Source organism: Methanocorpusculum sp. (genome assembly GCF_030655665.1).
GTDB lineage: Archaea > Halobacteriota > Methanomicrobia > Methanomicrobiales > Methanocorpusculaceae > Methanocorpusculum.
This window is the reverse complement of the sequence record NZ_JAUSPQ010000008.1, coordinates 48,091-68,789: the sequence shown is the minus strand read 5'-3', so window position 1 is coordinate 68,789 and position 20,699 is coordinate 48,091. Positions and strand designations below refer to the sequence as shown.

Here is a 20,699-nt window from a genome sequence, read left to right as displayed (position 1 = left end):
TCCCTTTTTTTAGACACTAGGTATAGAGTTTTTTGTAAACGGTCAGGACGTTCGTTCCGTTCACTCTTTCATAAGTGATCCTGTCCGTCAGTTTTTTAGACAGGAATATACCCAAACCGCCCACCGTGCGATCATCAATCGGCAGCGTAACATCCGGCTCTGAAAACTCCAGTGGATTAAACGGCACCCCGGTATCGGAAATGATCAGTTTCAGACAAGGGGCGATATACATCGTAAAGAGCACAGAGCCAGGTTCATTCGGATAGGCATAGTTCACGATATTGACAAACAGCTCTTCGATCACAAGCGTCATCTTTGAGATGAAGGGCTCGGGGACACCATTTGGACGAAGTGATGCGTCAACCCACTGAACGATCTCATCCAAACTTTCGACAGTTGCCGGGATGATGAGCCTGGCAAAATGCTTTGGATACAGGTGAACATACTTCTGATCAGCATATGGACCGGATTCGGCACTGACACCGGATTTGCCGCAGATGGTGACGATGTCTTTTTCACAGATAGATTCGTGATCTTCCAGACAGAGAGCTGCTTTTTTCCCGTATGCGGTAAGCGTCCCGCCCGTGAAGGAAAGACGTTTTACTGCGATCCCGCACACACTTCCTTCAGCATCAAGACCGGAATTCATTACCGACACAGTACTTTGTTCGCCCCTCACCCCATACATGCCGCCGGAAATATTCAGATGCGTCCCGGAAACGATAAGATCCCCATTGCCAAGAAAGACCCCACTGGAGCTCTCTTCGATATCGGTCGTTCTTATCTGGAGGGACCCGCCCTTTGCATAAACCGATCCGCAGGTAACCAGTATGCCATAGGTATCCGCAGATATGTCATGCATTCCGCTGTGGATCAGGACATCACCGCTGCAGGAGAAGATACCGGCGTAACGCCCGGATATCTGGACCGCCCCGCCGGAAATGTTCACGGCATTCCCAGTATAGAATGCAACATCACCGGCAATATCAACGACCGCATCACCAAAACTGGCGATGCCGCCGGAGATATACAGACCAAACTCATCACCAAATACCGTAAGATATCCCCCGAGATCTTCGAAGGATCCTGCTACCCGGAGCCCGGTCTTTCCCGAAGCGGCCAGCAGACCGGACGTAAGAGTGAGATCGTCGAGAACAGTAAGACCGGTCAAATATCCGGTCGCATCGATCTTGCCGCCAAGGACTGTCATCAATTTTCCGACACGTATCCCGTCCCCAGCCATTCCGGTCCCGCAGATCATACCGGACTTCTGGGTATATGTCCCCCCCACATCTATCCCGGTACCTTCATTGATCGAGGTCAGATTTCCATGAGATACCTCAAGATTTCCGTTGACAACAAGGCCAGTTCGGCCCCGGATCTCGAGACTCCTGCCGGAAAAGATCATATCTGTTCCAACACGGACGCCGGTCTCTTTTCCGCTGATGACAGAAACAGAGCTGTCTTCCAAACAAAAGCCCGCTCCCGTTAAGATACCTGTCAATTCCCCTTCGACCGTGACATTCATCTGAGAGAAAGCGGCGTCATTCGAAAAGGATAGCGCCACATTTCCCAAAACCGCACAACTCCCGTCTGAGAGGCGGCAAAGATCCCCGTTGACGAGGATACCGGCATCCTCTCCATTGATGAAGAGATGGAGATTTGTTCCGATAAGTGATCCGCTGACCGAAATGCCGGTTCCCGCACTGATTTCGGCAGTGACTGAAGATATCTGCAGATCACCCTTTCCAACGATGATCCCTACCTTCCGGGAGGCAACCCTCAGGAAACAGTTTTTGAGAGTACATGAACCATCACAGACATGTATCCCTATCCCGTCCGGCGTCTCGATCAGATGGGTCCCCCCATCCAACTGAAGATGACCGGTACACTCAATGCCGACACCGGCCGCAATGATCTGAAGAGATGATGCATCTGTGGTTATGCCGGCACAGGAACCGGATTTGATACCAGTATCCTGAGATAGTATACTGATGGTCGAGCCGGAGATCGCGATGCCTTTTTGTGCATGGATACCGCATACCACGCCGGATATACCCACATGTACCGACGTTATGCACAATTTTCCCGAATCAACACAGATACCGGTTTCACTATCAGTAAGAATGAGTGATCCTTCTCCCAGGATAGTCAGATCACCACTTCGCACACGTATCCCCGGGCGGTGTTTCCCAACTATGGTATTTTCTGCACCCGAGGTAATGAGAGAGAGATTCCCCACACAGTCGATCCCAGTTCCGTGATATGAATAAAGTGAAAGAACCCGAGATCCTGCCTCCCAGCTCCAGCCGTTTCCGTAACAATTCTCTTCAGAATTGTAGATTTTTCCGTTCATGACTAGTTGGGCGTCGGAATAGATGTGCGGTGTCATATCCTCAAGTACGATGTATAGTTTGTTTTTGATATTCATAACAGTATGTCCGAGACACTTTTGCGGTATAAATATGAGTCATCATAGGGTTTTTAGAAAGTATTCGGGAGAGATAAGAAACATTTACAATACAACAGAAACGCGCCGTAAAGCCGCGGCAATACATCAGAGATTCCAACCCCAAATATCGGGTATCTCCTGCAAAAACACACAATAACAATAATGTATAAATATAACATTGTTTTTTAAAAGAGAATAATTTAAATATAATAACATGTATATTACTTATTGTCTCTGAACTCAGGACTCAGGGACTTAATGACACTGGGATGTATGAAAAAATGACAAACGTAATAGCGGAAATAAAGCGGACCAGTTTTACTAGGGAAAATCATATCCCTTATCACTATCCGGAACGCCCGTCGTATATTGCCGACATGGCGGAACTTTATGAGGGGAGCAGTGAGATACCTATGGGATCATTACTTTCACATTTGTTAACATTACAAGGATCATGTTCTCCCGAAACTTCCAATGCACGGTGTTTCCTTCTCGAAAAGAGATATCGTTAATAAGGAAAATCTGTTGTAATAATCTGTGACTCGGTCACACAACTCCCTCCTTTTTTGAAAAAAACTGTTTGATGGACCAAACACCCACGAAGGACTCTGATGATATCGTTTACGCTAATGTCGACCGCAGCGTATCTTTTACTCACCCGCCAGCCTTATCCCCTTCTCCTTCCAAACTATTCTCTATGCAAAGCCCTATCCTCCAGGTGGCCCTTGACGTAACCGAACTTACGCGGGCACAAAAAATAGCAGAAGAGGCACTGGCGGGCGGTGCTGACTGGATAGAAATAGGCACCCCTCTTGTAAAAAGTGAAGGAATGCAGGCCGTTCGCTCGCTTCGAGCTCAGTTTCCGACCACCACGCTCGTTGCTGACCTGAAAACTGCCGATACCGGCGGGATGGAAGTCGAGATGGCAGCAAAAGCAGGAGCAAATATCGTCTGCGTTCTCGCAAATACAGATAACGCAGTTATTATAGATGCCTTACGCGGAGCCTCTCTATACGGAGTGCAGATCATGGCAGACATGATGAATGTCGAGGACGTGATCACGCGTGCGAGAGAGCTTGCCGACCTTGGGGTCCAGATCATCAATGCCCATGTAGGTATCGACCAGCAGATGGAAGGGAAGGATCCGCTGGACCTTCTGGATAAACTCGGGAACCTACCGATCAAAATAGCCGTCGCCGGAGGACTGAATGCAGAAACGGCATCCAAAGCTGCGGCACGGGGAGCTGACATCGTGATCATCGGAGGGTCGATCATCAAAGCAGCCGATGTCACCAAGGCCACTCGAAATGTTCGGGATGCGATTGACCGCCCGACAGAGGGAACCTCGGTAAAAATCAGTCTGGATGACACGATCCGCGAACTTCTCGAACAGGTATCCGCCCCGAACGTAACGGACGCTCTTTACCGGAAAGGAGCCATGAGCGGGCTTTTTGTTCAGTATGTTCCGAAGAAAATGATTGGAAAAGCGGTCACTGTACAAACGTTCGGCGGGGACTGGTCAAAACCGGTCCAGGCGATTGATGAATGCAGACCGGGAGATGTTCTCGTTATCAGCAATGATAAAAGAACCGACATAGCGCCGTGGGGCGAACTTGCCACGCGCTCGGCTGAGAACAAAGGGATCGCAGGGATAATTATCGACGGGGCCATACGTGACTGGGACGATATCACCACACTCGCGACGCCCGTTTATGCAACGAGCATTCAGCCAAATGCAGGAGAACCTAAAGGATTTGGCGAGATCAACGCCGACATATTCTGCTGCGGTCAGGCAGTGAGACCGGGAGACTGGCTGATCGGGGATCAGTCAGGTGTCGTCGTCATCCCGCGAGAACGGGCATACGAAGTAGCACGGCGTGCAGTCGAGGTCCAAAAAACAGAGGTCAGGATCAGGGAAGAGATTCGGAGAGGAGGGACGCTCGGCAGTCTCTCGCAGCTTCTCCGGTGGGAGAAAAAGTGAGCAGAAAACCCCGGGTAGCAAACCCCTCTGACCCAGTTCTCTGGTGTAAGGAAGCATCCGAACGAATGAACAGCGGCGATGAGAAAGGAGCAATCTTCTGTTACCAGGAATCAATCAAACTTCGGCCGGGCGTCCCCGATGTCTGGTACAATCTTGCCTGTTTGTTTGAAAAGACCGGAGAGTTAAAAGAATCGCTTGCTACGCACATCGCCGCTGGAAAACTGTTTCCGGGAGATCATCGGTTTCCGGCAGAACGTGCCAGATTCCTTGCAGGGTCCGGCAAATACACCGAGGCCGCCACTGCAGTCTCGGATGCTTTGGTGAGTGCTCCCTACTCTCCGACCCTGCTGGCAAACAAAGCAGGGTACCTCATCTTTGCGGGTAACCCGGACGAAGCCCGGCAAACGGCAGAACTGGCCCTCACGATCGACCCGGGCTGTGCGCTTGCCTATCTGCACAAAGCTCACGCAGAGTCCATCCTTGGCGACGCGGCGAAGGCGAAAGATACCCTGAGAACCGGGCTTTCAGCCGAACCAGACGATCCCCGTCTGCTCAAAATGCAGGCAAATCTCCAGATCAGAAGCAAAGAATATGAAGCAGGTCTTGCTTCGATCGAAAAAGTCCTTCTGCTCACCCCGGACGATGCCGAAAGCTGGAGTCTCAAGGGTGCCGCCTGTGCATATCTCAACCAAAAAGAGAGTGCCGTCTCTGCATTTGAACAAGCCATGAAACTTGATCCAAAAGAGAAATCCTACCGGCAAAACCGCGACGCGGTGAGGAAAGGATAAAACCCTTCATTCTTTTTTCAAGTTAAAAAAATAGGGATTGAGTATTCAGATCAGAAGTTGTAATCTTTCGCCGGAAGCAGTTCGATGCCGGCTTCCACGATCTTTAATGCTGCTTCACGCGGATTTGTCACTTTCACGATCAATGCACCGTAGTCTCCGGAACGGAATGCATATGCATACTCGATGTTGATACTAAGACCGCCAAGAAGGTTTGCCACTTCATACAGGCCGCCTGGAACATCCTTCATTTTGATCGCGAGAACATCCGTATACTGCAAAGCATAATTCTGTTTGGCAAACTCATTGAACGCGATCTCCGGTTTATCTACGATAGCCCGGACGACCCCGAAGTTATTTGCTTCGGCAATGTTGAATGCCTGAATGGACACGCCGGTGTCAAGAAAAATCTTGGCGATTGCGGCAAGTTTTCCAGCCTTATTCTCTGAAAATATCGACAACTGTTTGATGATGTATTTTTCCGTCATTTAGATCACCCGATGATCGATTACACGTTTTGCTTTACCCTCAAAACGCGGGAGGGAGTTCGGCGGACATAGCTCGATCTTCGCAGACACATTCAGTGCATCCCGAAGAGCACGCTCGGTACGCATCTGCATCTCCATGAGACCGTTAATACTATCTGTCATCGCATCAGGCTTTAATTCTACCCTTACAAGCATGTCGTCAAGAGGGCCGGTTCTGGACACCTCGATCATGAAATGGCTCGTGAGATACGGATTCTTCAAGAGAGCATGCTCGATAGCCGACGGGAAAACATTGATCCCGCGGATGATCAGCATATCATCGACCCTGCCCTGCAGACGGTCGATCCGCGGCGAAGTTCTGCCGCAGGCACAATCTCCTTCAATGATAGACGTGATATCTCCGATCCGATACCGGATCATCGGGATCGCCTCCTTTTTCAGGACCGTGATCGTCAGTTCTCCCTTCTCACCCGGAGGGAGCTGCTCGCCGGTCTTTGGATCGATGATCTCAGTGTAGGCGATATCTCCGCAGATGTGCATACCGTTCAGTTCACTGCAGTCCGTGAACATCGGCCCGGATATCTCAGACGTCCCGAAGATATTGTGTGCCGTGACTCCGGACTCAGCGTAGATATACCGGCGCATTGCATCCGTCCATGGTTCTGCCCCGAGAACCGCGGTCCGAAGCAGCGTGTCCTTGTTGAAGTCCACACCCATTTTCTTCGCCACATCGATCAGATGGATAAAGTATGAGGGAGTACAAGCTATCACCGTTGTCTTCAGATCCTGGATAAGTTCGATCTGCCGCTCGGAGTTTCCGGTCGATGCAGGGATCACCGTCGCGCCGACCTTCTCTCCGCCGTAATGCAGTCCAAGACCGCCGGTGAAAAGACCGTACCCATAACAGACCTGCAAAACGTCCTTTTTTCCAACCCCGCACGAAACAAGCGAGCGGGCAACGCACTCACTCCAGAGATCGATATCGTTTTGGGTATAAGCTACGACCGTCGGTTTCCCGGTCGTCCCGGATGAAACATGATATCTGACCAGATCCTCGTGAGGAACACAAACAAGCCCGTCCGGATAATTGTCACGGAGATCCGTTTTATTCATAAAAGGCAGCTTCGTGATATCGGCAATGGAAGAGATATCCGCTGGTTTGACACCAGTCTCGTCCATTTTCTTATGATAGAAGGCCGATTTATCATAGAGGCGGGTTACCAGCTTTTTCAGTTCCTGATACTGGAGCTTAGAAAGCTCAGCCTTAGGCATCGTCTCGATCTTTTCATTATAATATGCCATGATTAAATGACCCTCCGGTCAACAACTCTCTTTGCTTTTCCTTCAAAGCGGGGGAGAGAGCCCGGTTCAACAAGATCGACCTTGGCACGCAGCGTGAGCGTCTCCTGCAGGGCTTTCATGATCTTCGTCTGCAGCTTCGAGAGATCCTGAAGCTCGCCCGAGAAGATATTTTTATTCATCTCCACCTCAATCATCATCTCATCAAGATGATCCACCCGGTCGATGTAGACCATGAACTGATCTCCCACTTCAGGGACGTTTTTCAGCACATGCTCGATCTGACTCGGGAACACATTGATACCCCGAACCGTAAGCATATCGTCGCTTCTTCCAAGGAGTCTCGCAATCTTCTGACCGCGGCCGCACGGACACTCATCCTCCATGAGCATCGTGATATCGCCGGTCCGATATCGTAAGAGGGGCATAGCCTCCTTCATGATTGGTGTCACGACCATCTCTCCCTTCTCTTCGGGACCGAGCACCTCGCCGGTCTTCGGGTCGATGATCTCGACGATATAACAGTCATGCCAAATATGCAGACCATTCTGTTCGGGGCATTCAAAGGCAACACCCGGACCAAACAGTTCGCTCATCCCGTAACTGTCGTAGGCTTTGAGGCCGAGACGGTTCTCCAAGTCACGGCGCATATTCTCCGACCAGGCTTCCGCCCCGAAACAGCCGATCTCAAGCGATGAAAGATCCGCATGCATCTCCTCAGCCACCTCAGTCAGATGCATCGCATAACTCGGAGTACAGTGAAGACCACGCACTTTGAAATCCTGGATCATCTCGATCTGCCGTTTAGTGTTCCCAACACCTGAGGGAACAACAGCACAACCGATCTTCTCCGCACCCATATGGATGCCGAGACCGCCGGTAAAAAGAGAGTAGTTCGACGCATTCTGGAAAATATCGCCTGCAGCGAGCCCGACCATCGTCAGGTTGCGGGCGATAAGTTCCGACCACATATTGAGATCATTTTTCGTATAGGCGACGACCGTCGGTTTTCCGGTCGTTCCGGATGTTGTATGGATCCGGTTCACCTGACGCATAGGCACCGCTAAAAATCCAAACGGATATCCCCCACGGAGATCTGCTTTCTTCGTGAACGGGATCTTTGCCAGATCGTCAAGTGACTTGATATCAGACGGGGTTATTCCCGCATCCTTGAACAGGGTATTGTAGAAACCGATATTCTGCGTCCGTGCAACCGTCTCCTTCAGACGCTTGAGCTGAAGCTCTTCAAGAGCCGGACCGGACAGGGTTTCCATCTTCTCATTCCAGAACATAAGGTTAAGTCCTTTGCAGATGGGGGGCATGACACTGTGTGTCATGCCACACTTTAGCACCCTATTACATTGTTTTATACTAAGATAATGGTTATGACTCGGACTTTACCACTACATGACCATGCCAATCAGGATAAAAGCGAGGGAGCCACATGTGAGCATAATACACGCGTACAGGATACCCCCCTTGATCGATCCAGTACCCATCATTCCTGCCACAAGCCCGGAACAGAACCCGTGGATGAGAACCGAGTGATAGATGATCATCTGATAGAGCTGGGCAGGGAAACCGGCACCAGAACTGGAACTTAAGTAGGAAAGTGCGTCGGAATTCTCCATCATGATATTCAGAAACACCTCCGACATAATGATCTGAACAAACACAAACACGCCAAATGCCATGAAAACGATCACGACATACACACCCATGTCGCTCTTTCTTTCCCGTTTCAGCGATTCTCTGCTCTTTGCTTCATGATACTGCAGATCGATCGTGAGCGACAGATCATTGGTAAAGTGTTCGGTCTGGGAGAGGAGAATGACCAGACGGTCAACAGAGAGGTTTTTCATGCGGTCAGCAAAGCGCTTGAGAGCGGATGAAAGCTTCTCTCCCCATTGAAGATCCCGGGAGAGCACACGGATATCATCCTGAATGTAACTTTTTCCCTCTTGTGCGGTGAGTTCAATGGCATGGGTGAGGGTCATATTATACTTTACCAGAGAACTCAACTGGCGACAAAAATCCGGAAGAGCTCCCTCGACCTTGTCTATTCTACGATTATACGAACGATAGCTTATTGCATAGGGTATGAGAGCCACCAAAAGCATGACAATGATCACATCATCGACCGCCATACCCCATTCATAGATCATATACGGATTAAAGAATACCCTGACCGTAGAGAGGTAGAGAATGACGCCAGTGATCAATGAAAGCGGGACGCTGAACACGAAAACGAGTGACGGTTCCTCCCTGATAGCAAGTAGCGGGTGGTGGAAAAACTCCATGACCCTCAGGCGTTTATCATACTTTCTTAGTTTTTCAAAGAGCGGGGTCTCATCCTCCTCTGACTCCATAATAGTAAGCTGGGGATACAGGGAAACTGTTGATCTGGGCATCTGGGTACGTTTGATGATGTAGGTCTGACCAAGGGCGTCCAGAAGAAGGAGAAAGATCACTGTTCCTATCGGGAGCATCAGATAGACGACCAGAGCGAGGATCAGCGGATCCGAACCCGAGATGAGACCTATAACCATGATAACGATCACGACGAAAAGGGGGCCTGCCACGAATAGAGTGATATACATCTCGGCGATCGCCCCAAGTGAAGAGAGGTAACTTCTCTGGGTGACTTCAGCCTCTTTTTGCATCTCCCGAAGTTTACCATCCAGAAACACCTCAGCATTACCTATCGACCGATACGTTGAGGACAACTCTGATAGGAAAAAACGAAGTTTGTCGGAAGGAGTCGTGTCGGCGAGCCGCTGGATGGCGGTGAACTGATCGTAGCCGCAGAAATCCATATCCGAGACGACCTGGCGGAACTCTTTTGCGGCATCTCCATAGTAGTCAGCATACCGGGCTATCGAATGGAGCGAGGCATACAAGGTTGCGCCGCAGTGATGCAGAGCATACATGAAGGATACCATTTCATACATGGATGCTTCTATGAACCGCTTCCTGCTCCGCATTTCAATTTTTGGATAGGAAATGATGGCGTAATAGACCGCAACGTTTGCAAGAATGGCGATTCCGGCGGTCAGAGGATATGTGAAGATAATATATTCAGAATCGGCGAACAGATTGGCAACAGGAAAGAAGAAAACATCAATGATGATGAGGGCAAAAACAATGAGGATACTGGCAATTAAACCGAAGACACGTGCATAACGAACCAGTCCCTTGACGTCTATATCAATACGTGCCGAAAAGAGTTCCTTTTCAAGAGCTCTGATGCGTTCGGGTGATGGCGTTAAGGGATTTCTCATGGCCTACACGCTACTTCTTTTCCGGAGAGGAATCCGTGTTCTGTTCATCTGCATACAGGTCGAAAGAGGAGATGTCTTTCTCAGGTGCCACTTCAAAAATCGACTCGGGGTCTGATTCAGACGGACCAAATATTTCCTCTTTGGAGCGAATGGGAGCGTGGATGTCAAAGAAGAAATCCTCACTATCATCTGATGGAACTCCGACTTCAGGAGCAGAAGGCTCGGGAACTACATCAGCGGAAACAGATTCTTCAGAAGCGGAAGATTCGGGAACAACGTCAGGAGAGACAGAGTCTTCAGGAGCAGAAAGCTCAGGAACAACGTCAGGAGAGACAGATTCTTCAGAAGCGGAAGACTCAGGAACGACATCGGAGGACTCAGAAACCTCAGGCTCTTCAGGCTCAGAAACGACATCAGGGACGAGAGTTACATGAGAATCAGACGATTCGGGAACATCATCGGGGAGGAGAGAGACGCCGGGCGCCGCAGAATCGGGAATAGGGGGGTAGTCAACCGTGGAGGATACTCCCAGCGTATCCGGGATATAGCACACACCGGGCTCTGCAGAGTCGGGAATAGGAGCCGAGTCAACCGTGAAGGATACGCCCTGAGAATCCGGGACATAACACACGCGAGTCACCTTGGGACTATCTACACGGTCGGAAATGGATGAGCCCGTCCCGTATGCCGCATCAGATTCCGCAGGTCCGTCCACCATCTCCGGATACTCTGCCTTCTCGATCTGGGGGTTTGCCAGGGTCTCATGGATTTTACACTTACCCGGCAGAATCTGCGTAAGATCCGCCACATTCGCCATAACATACTTAGGCCTCGAAAGAAACAGCCAGACGATACGTGCAAAATCCCGGTAATCCCGGATATCCTGATCAAGCATTGCCTGCAAAACCGCCGTACGCTTACGGATATCCTCGCCCATCGTTGACATATTCATACCGGTCTTTTCTGCAATCGACGCATACACCTGCGACGTCCCGGAGAAACTTGGTGCATCCTTCTGGAAATTATACAGATACACCGTGTTGACCTCAAGCTCACCTTTATCGGTCATACCCACGATCTCGGTGATCTCCTTACACCTGCGGACCTGCTTCTTGTTACGGAACATACTACCCTGACATAACACGATATCCAGGGTCTCGATCGTTGCCTTAGGCACATCCAGCGGCGGGTTCTCCAAACGGTGGATGGCCATCGTGACATCTCCGCCGTGCAAAGTGGAAAACGTTGTGTGCCCCGAGTTCATCGCCTGGAAAAGCGTCTGTGCCTCAATACCACGGACCTCACCCACAAGGATATACTCAGGTCTCTGCCGCATCGCAGCTTTTAACAGATCGAACATGGTGATATCCCGCTGGACAGAGGAAGCTCCTGACGAAAGCGGCACAAGACTTGCGATCCAGTTGTCATGTTCCAGCATGATCTCACGCGTATCCTCGATGGACACCACCTTCGAAAGGGCAGGGATGAATTGGGAGATAGCGTTTAAGGTCGTCGTCTTCCCTGAAGCCGTACCTCCTACGATCAAAATGGAGTAGTTGTACTGAACCGCCATCCAGAGATACACCATTTCATCGATCGTAAACGTATGATTGACCAGAAGATCAATGGGTGAGAATGGATTCTTTCTGAACTTACGAATAGTAAATGAAGAACCGCGGGTCGAGATCACTGTACTATAGGTCAGCTGAATACGGGACCCGTCGGAGAGGGTTGCATCTACGATAGGATTCGAGAGAGATATGTGTTTACCGGATTTCTGCGCAAACAGAACGACCAGACTGTCCAGTTCACGGGGATCAGTGAAGAAGATCGTGGTCTTGATATCCCGGTACTTGCGGTGATACAGATATACCGGCAGATCGTATCCCGAACATGAAATATCCTCGATATCATGATCCCCGCGAAGGATATCGACCCTGCCCCATCCAAAAAAGGTACGTTTCAGATAATACCTCATCTTATAGACGGTGGCATTGGTAAGCGGCAGATCATATGAGTCAAGAAGGTAGTCGATCGACTCATACAAGACCTCCTTTCTATCGTTCAGCTCGATATCCTTCATGATCAGGAGATCACGAACAGCCGGCTGAAGGCGTTCGAGGAGTTCGGCTTCAAATGGGGTCAGAGCCGGTTCATGGGCAATATAAATATTTTCATACTCGGCTGTTCTGATGATGGAGACACGGGTGAGACCAGGTTCGATCCAGTAGGCTTCGAGAACCTCGTCGGTCTTTCGCAGTTTTGGAGAGACTAAAGATCCGTCCCGCTCGAAGTCGTACTCGGGAAGTGTAGGATATAATTCCTCTTCCGACTCTTCCTTGTTCTTTTTGCCAAACATCAGCGATATTCCCAGATAGATTCCGGCAACAACCCGTCGCAGAAATAAAGATAAACAATAATTTGATTGTTGCTGTTATATAATTTCCCCAGGTGAAGAATATATTCCTTCGCAAAGGAGTATATCCTCTGAGAAGAAATGGGTATTACCATGATTTGGAAAGGGGGCGGGGATGATAATGGGGTAGCCCCAGTGATCGCCGCACTTTTGATTCTTGCACTCACCATATTTCTGACGGGGATCTTTGTTGTTGGTATCCTCTATTCAGGAAATGTGGATTCAACGCCTATAGCTGGGATCACCATTTCAGATAATAACGGGGTCATTACCCTGACCCATTTTTCGGGAGACACGCTTCCTGCCGGCGAATATGCAATCCTTGTGGATGGGATTGACCAGACACAGGCATTTCAGGCAGAAGACGTGGATTTTTCCCCGGGAATGAAACTGACCTGGGATCTTGGGATCACTCATCCGCTCCATCAGGTGTCTGTTGTCTATACCGGGACAGGAAAGTCAGTGGTTATTGCCGAAAAACAGTTTTACCGTGAAGGCGGGGTAGAGGTGAATGCAGCATTTACTGCCGTGATAACAGAAGGTAAGAATGCCACGAGCCAGGTGAAGACGGGGATCTCAGGATCAAAACCGCTTCCCGGTGTGATCGCAGATCTGGCTGACATTTGGGTCGTGCTCCATTTTGTGTCCGATCAGGCTGCCGTGGAGTTCACTGCCGAAGAAAGTTCTGCTGATATAGAATATTCCTGGACCAGCGGGAATGGACAAACAGCTGATACGAAAGCAGCAGTGTTTACGTATAATACAGCGGGCTCATACACAGTTCGATTAGATATCCGGAATACCACATCAGGAGATACAGGAACTGGGTCAATGATACTTGCGGTGAGAGATCCGGGCATCACCGCGATGACGTGGGTCAAGAGTAGTGAAACCTATACGACAGGTTTGTGGGATATTGCAGGACGCGGATATAGCGACGGAAGTGGCGGCACCGGATACACCGATAGAGTATGGAGACTGCAATTTTCAAACCCAACTACTCATGGCTTTCAGATGATCTTCTATTTTGAAAAAACTGGTGAAACTCCATCCACACAGGTCGAATACCACGTTCCAAGTCTTGAGAAGAAATGGTATCATATAACTAGTGTATATGACCAGATGGGCACTTCACCGCAGGATAGATCGAAACTGTATATCTATGGTGTTGACACCGGCACGATACGCGGGCCGATAACTGAGAGTCTGCCTCTCAATATCCCGACAAAATCACGTTACGATGTTACCCGCTGGGATGTAAATAACGGCAATTTTACCACTGAAATGCAGCACGAGGTTGACTTCCCGCTGACCTCTGAGGAAATTGCAGAAATCTACACCCTTGAGATGGGGGGATATGCAGGATGACAAACCTGCAGATACCATTTACGCTATTTCTTATCACCGAAATAACGTATTAACCCATCCTTTTCTGATGTATAGGTATATTTTACTCAGCTATGTCTTTTCTCCAACAAATTGAGATCTTGATTGATACTCTTGTAATTACCAAAGAACCCTATGTCAATTCTGCCGCTTTGTATTTTGGAAGTGACATGAATCCAACCCATATTTAAGACTTATTTACCAATCTAACTCTTTCTGTCACTTATGTCACTATTGTCAATGTTTATCGGTCTCTACAATATACTGGAGTATTCTGCTGTGGATCACGGATACAAAAAACATCGACATAAGTGACAGAAGTGACAGAACGTCTTAGATTCAGAAATAACGGTAAAATAGGAGAGATGATCGTGTCACTCAGATCATCAGGTGACACGAACCGACACTCAGAGTGTCGTCTGGGATTCGATCGAAACAAGGCTGTACTTCCGTCCCTCCCCGACACGTTCACCCCGTTTGAGGAAGAGATCACAGCCCGCATACTTTGCATCAACATATTTTTTGAGCCAGTAGCCGACTTTTGTCGTTGTCAGTGCATTCTGGAGTGAGAGACGGATAATATCTTCGGGTGCATGATCCAGGAGTTCATCCAGACTCGGACACCCGTTTTTCCTGAGTTCAGCTTCTTTTTCAAGGACTGCCCTGACCCTGCCGGGAGTGAAACTGCCTTCAGGAAACTTCTTTTTCAGTATGGTGATGAGACCGGCTCCTTCCACGTCTGAATCGTTTTCACCGGTCTGTAACTCTCCCTGATTTTCCAGCATCCGGGTGTATCCGGCATGGGAAAGGAGACCCCGAACATGGTGATCCCATTCAGGATATTCGGAGATGTCGCCGGAACATTTGGGCGGAGCAGGGTAGCCGGCGGCTTTCCAGTTCTGGTACAGAACGGCGAATGCCCAGATGATTTTCGGCTGGCGAAGGACGGCTTCTCCGAGGAGTTCTGTTTTTGTGCGGGAATACCCGTTCTGCCCGGCTTTTTTGGTGACGAGCCGGATGCGAAACATACGACGGGTGACATCGGCACGGATCTCGACGTTGATGCCGTTTACGATGTAGAGGGTGGTCGCCTCAGCGGTGAACGAGTCGAAGCTGCCCATGTTCCGGCTGATGACTTCGCCGGTGCCGGACGTGGCAGAGAGGAGTGCGGCAGGCGTCCAGTCCATGCCGGTCTCGAGGTTGTCGATGATGGCGATGAAGGGGTTTGCTTTGGTGATCGAACGGATGATCTTTTCGAATTCGTCTTTGCGTTTGGTCGCCGAGTAGACCGAAGGGATAGTCCCATAGGCGAGTGCCCCGATCAGCTGAGAGAGGAGCGTCCCGCCGGCTCCGGAAGCGTTTTTATCGATGATGCCGATGGGAACTGGTCCTTTGATCATGGGACGGAATACGGCTGTTCCGAGGAGAAGGATGGCATTCTGGCGGTCGCATTCGGTTTCAAAGAGGAACTCTTCGAAGAGGTCGTTGATGGCGGTCGTGGCTTCGATTATGTCGGCAGGATCTGGGTGTTCCGGTACCGGAGGGATGTCGTAAGTGGTCGTAAGGTACAGAGCAGTTTCGGCATCATATCCTTTGACGGCCACGATCCGACCGCCGGTAGTGAGGAGAGCACCGGAGTAGAGTCCTTTGAGGACAGGGACGTTTGGGAGGTACCCGGGAGGCGTGCTGATAACGGTGTCGAGGAGGTCGCTGCTGAGTTTGCATGGTTCGCGGGTCTTTGCGTTCAGCCAGGTGTAGTCGGCAAGGATGAAGCGAAGCCGGTTTCTGTCGAGCGGATAGATCTGGTACGAACCGTTTTCGTCACGGGCGATCCAGACAAGGCGACCGTTCTGATAGAAGACCGAGGGGCCTTTTTCCCGATTGTACCGTTTGAAGGCGATGTTGATCCAGCGAAGTGATTCGCTGACACTTTCTGCGATAAAGTAGACCGTCGGCTCGCTGATCGGCCGGCAGTCGGCGGGCCGTGTCATATCCTGGGAAGATGACTGAACAGGCGGGCAGTAGTATGCAAGGTCGTTTGCGGTGATGTTTCCGGTCATTCGACGAATTCTCCGATTTGGGGGTTTAGTGCTGTTTTCATTGGTGAATTTCCTGAAAAAACTACCGGGCGGACATTCCCGTGGTTTTTTCTCTACCAGCATATTGGAGTGAAATTGATATAGTCCTAAAGTTATTGCAGATTTTTAGCAAAATGATTAGATATAAATACACGAATGGTGTCGGCTCAAGAAAAAATACCAGCCGCCTGTTTGCGACCGGTTTTTTATATACCCACCTGCTCAGCCAAAAAATCGGTTGAGAGAGGAGAAAAATGAATGTGGTATTATCCACTGAGAAAGATTATACCAGATTGATCGTGCCTGAGTAGATGGTCTGATCGCCATCTGCAAACTGACCTACTATCGAGAGATAGACAGGGCCGGCACCAAGCTTATTGATCGTACTATTGAAGTTCATCGGGACCCCGACTGACGTAAATGGTACCTCATTCACTTCTACTGAACCATTGTATACGGTGATAGACCTAAGACCTGTGACATCACCGCCGGTGATAGTAACCAGTAAAGATTTATCATAAGATGCGGCATCAGCACCCTGAACTACTTTTACTCCGACAACATGGCTTGTTCCAATCCCGCCGGCCATACTCATGACGACTGCCGAGATGATCGCGACAAGTACAACTGTGATGGCGACAAGGAGGATCGTACCGATGACCGGAGAGACACCGTCATTTTTCTTCGCAGGTAATATCATAATATGCATTTAATCAATGATACAAAATATCATAAAGGTACCGGATAGAGAACTATTTTAGAGAGATTTAATAAGTGAAAACTGAATTTCGCAAATCAACGTATGCATAAGTGATTAAAAAAAGTAAACCCCGGGGGGTTATTACCAGTAGTATTACGCTACGTTGATTGTGCCGGTGTAGATCGTCTGATTACCATCAGAGAAGGTACCAACAACAGAGATACTTGCCTGACCAACGCCTGGTACAAATGCTTCCGGAATGCCTACAGTCGTATTAGTTGTATTACCAACATAGGTGCTTCCATTGTACACATAATACTTCGAGAGCTGGTTAACATCTGCTCCACCTGTGATGGTAACTAAGATACCACCATCCACTGCGGAATCTTGTCCAACTGTAACACCAACAACATGAGCGTTGCCGACGTTTCCGGCCATGCCCATAACGACAGCCGAGATGATTGCGACAAGCACGACAGTGATCGCCACAAGGAGAATCGTACCGATTACCGGTGATACTCCGTCATTTTTCTTTGCAGTTAATTTCATAAATATGCATTTTATCATTACATTGGATTGATAATAAAACTATCCCTGAAGGCAATCTGACCATAAACCCAGATTTCATCATGATTTTTCGTGAAGAATATTCTTCAGAATAACATTATTGGACCGCTACCCGAAAAAGGACATACTAACCGGACTGCCGTTTCAAAAACAAAAAAAAAGAGATTTTCACCCAATGAGTGGTGATACCCGCTATACGAATCAGACACTGTTTACCGTACACGTGACGTGCATATTCTGAAAGGTGATTGAGATGCCGACGGTCAAAACGACCGCGGCTTGGATCGAATAGAGGAGCGGGGCAGGTCCCTGATCTTTGGATTATTCATATCCTTCACAATCATGAGGAGGATCAATCGATGTAATAGTAATTCGGACCGGTTATTAAACCAGGATTCCTATTAAACTGATTTACCGTACCTAGGGTAGCATAATACTGATCTCCAATACCATATGGAGGGGAGGCGGGAGCGTCATTGCCGGAAATCGAATAATAATTAATTCGCATAATAATATCCTCCGCCATTTGTGAGAGTAATAAGCCATGTCGGAATTGAATTAACTGACGTCCCTGTTGCATACACTTTGTTTCCAATATTCCCTGCCGTATTCCCGCTAAATGAGCCCCAGTTCATTGTATAGCTCCCTGCATTATAAAGACCCCCACCTTTCTGAATGGCAGTATTGGAAACGAGATTGCCGTTGAATGTCATAGGACCGGTATTATATATACCGCCACCATTATTTGCAGTGTTACCCGAAATAGTACCGCTCATAGATGGGGTAGACCCACTGTTATAGATCCCGCCACCGTTTCCTGCAGCCTCATTATTAGATAGGGTGAACGAACTTGGGCTAAACGCACCGGTATTATAGACACCGCCGCCATCTATCGTAGCGATATTCCCAGATATAGTCCCCCCAAAAAAGGGGATATCTCCTTCATTATAGATACCGCCACCATATTGTGCCTGATTATCGGAAACCGTGGAGGTCCAGGAAAATGTGTAGGTACCTGCATTATATACCCCGCCCCCGGAGATCGATGCAGTATTATCCGAAATAACACCAGTTGTCGCAATGGTCCCATCATTATAGATACCCCCGCCATACTTCGCAGAGTTGTTTGTTATCGGACCTTTGATTGATACAGAATCTGAACCGGCACTGTAGATCCCGCCGCCTTTTTCTAAGGCAACATTGTCTTTGATAGCATTAGCCGAAGAGAAGGTGAGCGCTCCCAGATTGTAGATGCCGGCACCATTCTGTGCAGTATTGCCTGATACATTCATTAGAGATGAGGAGGTGAGTTGTCCTTCATTGTAGATACCCCCACCATTTTCCAAGGCAACATTGTCTGTGATATCATTAGGAGAAGAGAGAGTCATCGCCCCCAGATTGTAGATTCCGCCGCCGTTTCGTGCGGTGTTGTTGTAGACGATCAGATTTGTGCTGACATAAACCGAACCTTCATTACGGATTCCCCCTCCATCTCCGGTTGGGTTGGTGTTATTTATCAATGTGATATGGCCGTGCACATCCAAAGAACCCCCGGAGGTAATGACAAGAAGGGGGGCAGCCCCATGACCCATCCCGTCAAGTTTAAGTGCGGCACCAGTGGTCTCCAGTTCAGCAGCCGAGGATATTACAAGAAGCTCACCTTCATACCCGGGAGCGCGGGTAAACTCAACTTCTCGGAGGCTACTACCATAGGTATTCAGAACCACTTTATTTCCCGAAAGACCAGAAACCATCTCACCCGTGATACGAATCGGTTCACGCCCAATCGGGACATCACCAAAGAAGGCAATATTATTACCACCATAGAGAATTGCCACATCCGCCCCGTACAGCGCATTCGACCAGTTGTTGAGCGACTCGACAAACTCCTCAACCGTCGCAAACCCATCAGCATGATCGCTGCCGACGGTATAATACGGGTTGGGCGTTGGTTCAGGAGTCGGCGTTGGTGTTACCGTTGGAGTAGGTGTTGTCGGAGTTGGTGTGGGTGTCACGGTTGACGTCGGCGTGACGGTGTACGTCGGCAGCGGCGTCGAAATAGCTCCTGAACCCTGATATAACAGCTGGTCCCTGCCCAGCGAATCCAGAGCTATGATCGTGAGATTAGTAACATAATAACCGTCAGGCAGTTCGATCGCCTGACCGGTACGCCACTCAGTCCATGAACCATCACCATTGATCTGAGTCTGATAAGTTATATCCTCACTATTATCATAAAATACGAGCCGGCTCTTATATAAAACATCTCCGCCGGCGTGATACAGCATCTGTGGATTCTGCGAAAGGGTAAAAACTACATTTGGTGTACTCTCAACGGCGTTCTGGGTAGCTGTCGAGAGAGTCAGCCCTATAACCGAAGCTGCGAGAACGACCAGAAGCAACAGAAGAACGACACCGACAACACTGGAAACACCAGACTCATTTTTCATATCAATGCCTCCTGACATCAACGATATACACCGGCTTGATGAGTGTTAGATACATATCTCCACCCGGAGATGGATAAATCGTCAGCGATGTCTCATAAGGAGACAGCGCTTGACTCATGATATCCACTCCCGCACTCTGATACTTTAGTTTTGTTTCATAGAAAAAGGTATTCCACACATCAGCATCCCACAGTTCGTCAGCCGTATAGATTATGGTTATCATCTGATTCGTTGATATATCCACCGGAGTAGTGACAGATATTAAGCCGGTATCCACCGGGATCCCCTCGGAACTTCCGACCGCAAACGATCCCTGCATCTCCGGAACGATCAATGTCACATATACATCATCCCCTGATTTTTCTATGGTGATCGAAGGCGGCGTCACCCAGACTGCTGACCCGTAATCATTTCGATACACGCCGGCAGCCTCATAGCCGATGCGGGTATTCGTCGTCCCAAACGTCGCATACAGCCTGCTGATATCATAAGCACTGTTTTCTGTTCCGCCGATCAGAACCCTGAGAGTGCCCACATCCTCCGTCATAAAGAGTGCTCCGTCGGCATAGGCAGATGCCGCAGGAATAAGCATACTGACATTCGACCCGATCCATTCATGGGCACGCTGATTATCAACAGCAATTTTATAATCGAGGAATGTGTTTGTCACTCCGACCGCATGATAATCCTCCGCATCCCTGATCTGCTCAGGAACACCGACGACCGCCCACACCCCAATGATCATCGCGATGATCATCAAAATCATCACAAACCCAACCGCCATCGAAAGACCGGGATCACTTTTCTGCATCATGA

Annotated in this window: 14 protein-coding genes; 3 read left to right on the top strand and 11 right to left on the bottom strand. The window is 49.1% G+C overall.

Features of this window, described 5'->3' with window-relative positions:
- Nucleotides 1–16: 16 nt before the first annotated feature.
- A complete protein-coding gene (locus Q7J08_RS06460; protein ID WP_304910875.1) occupies nucleotides 17–2,431 on the bottom strand; it encodes an ATP-binding protein in 2,415 nt (804 codons plus the stop codon).
- Between the two features lie 718 nt (nucleotides 2,432–3,149).
- On the opposite strand from Q7J08_RS06460, the gene Q7J08_RS06455 reads away from it, so the two are divergent.
- Together Q7J08_RS06455 and Q7J08_RS06450 are read left to right on the top strand one after the other, a co-directional pair.
- A complete protein-coding gene (locus tag Q7J08_RS06455; protein WP_304910874.1) occupies nucleotides 3,150–4,433 on the top strand; it encodes an orotidine 5'-phosphate decarboxylase / HUMPS family protein in 1,284 nt (427 codons plus the stop codon).
- Nucleotides 4,430–5,221, top strand: a complete 792-nt coding sequence (locus tag Q7J08_RS06450; RefSeq protein WP_304910873.1) for a lipopolysaccharide assembly protein LapB — start codon at nucleotides 4,430–4,432, stop codon at nucleotides 5,219–5,221. Before Q7J08_RS06455 ends, Q7J08_RS06450 begins: the two co-directional genes overlap by 4 nt.
- A gap of 50 nt (nucleotides 5,222–5,271) precedes the next feature.
- On the opposite strand, the gene Q7J08_RS06445 is transcribed toward Q7J08_RS06450, so the two are convergent.
- From Q7J08_RS06445 to Q7J08_RS06425, 5 genes are all read right to left on the bottom strand, one after another.
- On the bottom strand, nucleotides 5,272–5,706 hold the full coding sequence (locus Q7J08_RS06445) for an ACT domain-containing protein (RefSeq protein WP_304910872.1): 435 nt from the start codon (nucleotides 5,704–5,706) through the stop codon (nucleotides 5,272–5,274).
- Complete coding sequence (locus tag Q7J08_RS06440; protein ID WP_304910871.1) at nucleotides 5,707–7,008, bottom strand: phenylacetate--CoA ligase family protein; 1,302 nt, start codon at nucleotides 7,006–7,008, stop codon at nucleotides 5,707–5,709.
- A gap of 2 nt (nucleotides 7,009–7,010) precedes the next feature.
- Nucleotides 7,011–8,297 carry a phenylacetate--CoA ligase family protein gene (locus Q7J08_RS06435; protein WP_304911246.1) on the bottom strand — a complete coding sequence of 429 codons (1,287 nt, stop codon included), beginning with the start codon at nucleotides 8,295–8,297 and terminating at the stop codon, nucleotides 7,011–7,013.
- A gap of 111 nt (nucleotides 8,298–8,408) precedes the next feature.
- On the bottom strand, nucleotides 8,409–10,286 hold the full coding sequence (locus tag Q7J08_RS06430; protein WP_304910870.1) for a type II secretion system F family protein: 1,878 nt from the start codon (nucleotides 10,284–10,286) through the stop codon (nucleotides 8,409–8,411).
- A 10-nt stretch (nucleotides 10,287–10,296) separates the two neighbouring features.
- Nucleotides 10,297–12,645, bottom strand: a complete 2,349-nt coding sequence (locus Q7J08_RS06425) for a type II/IV secretion system ATPase subunit (RefSeq protein ID WP_304910869.1) — start codon at nucleotides 12,643–12,645, stop codon at nucleotides 10,297–10,299.
- Nucleotides 12,646–12,795: 150 nt separating this feature from the next.
- On the opposite strand from Q7J08_RS06425, the gene Q7J08_RS06420 reads away from it, so the two are divergent.
- A complete protein-coding gene (locus Q7J08_RS06420) occupies nucleotides 12,796–14,070 on the top strand; it encodes a type IV pilin (RefSeq protein WP_304910868.1) in 1,275 nt (424 codons plus the stop codon).
- Between the two features lie 425 nt (nucleotides 14,071–14,495).
- On the opposite strand, the gene Q7J08_RS06415 is transcribed toward Q7J08_RS06420, so the two are convergent.
- The 5 genes from Q7J08_RS06415 to Q7J08_RS06395 all read right to left on the bottom strand — a co-directional run bounded on the left by Q7J08_RS06415 (nucleotide 14,496) and on the right by Q7J08_RS06395 (nucleotide 20,697).
- Nucleotides 14,496–16,148, bottom strand: a complete 1,653-nt coding sequence (locus Q7J08_RS06415; protein ID WP_304910867.1) for a hypothetical protein — start codon at nucleotides 16,146–16,148, stop codon at nucleotides 14,496–14,498.
- Nucleotides 16,149–16,449: 301 nt separating this feature from the next.
- The gene (locus Q7J08_RS06410) at nucleotides 16,450–16,866 is read right to left on the bottom strand and encodes a type IV pilin N-terminal domain-containing protein (RefSeq protein ID WP_304910866.1); all 417 of its coding nucleotides are present in this window, start codon (nucleotides 16,864–16,866) and stop codon (nucleotides 16,450–16,452) included.
- Nucleotides 16,867–17,019: 153 nt separating this feature from the next.
- Nucleotides 17,020–17,415, bottom strand: a complete 396-nt coding sequence (locus tag Q7J08_RS06405) for a type IV pilin N-terminal domain-containing protein (protein WP_304910865.1) — start codon at nucleotides 17,413–17,415, stop codon at nucleotides 17,020–17,022.
- A gap of 515 nt (nucleotides 17,416–17,930) precedes the next feature.
- The gene (locus Q7J08_RS06400) at nucleotides 17,931–19,883 is read right to left on the bottom strand and encodes a type IV pilin (protein ID WP_304910864.1); all 1,953 of its coding nucleotides are present in this window, start codon (nucleotides 19,881–19,883) and stop codon (nucleotides 17,931–17,933) included.
- Between the two features lies 1 nt (nucleotide 19,884).
- Nucleotides 19,885–20,697 carry a hypothetical protein gene (locus Q7J08_RS06395; RefSeq protein WP_304910863.1) on the bottom strand — a complete coding sequence of 271 codons (813 nt, stop codon included), beginning with the start codon at nucleotides 20,695–20,697 and terminating at the stop codon, nucleotides 19,885–19,887.
- Nucleotides 20,698–20,699: the final 2 nt, after the last annotated feature.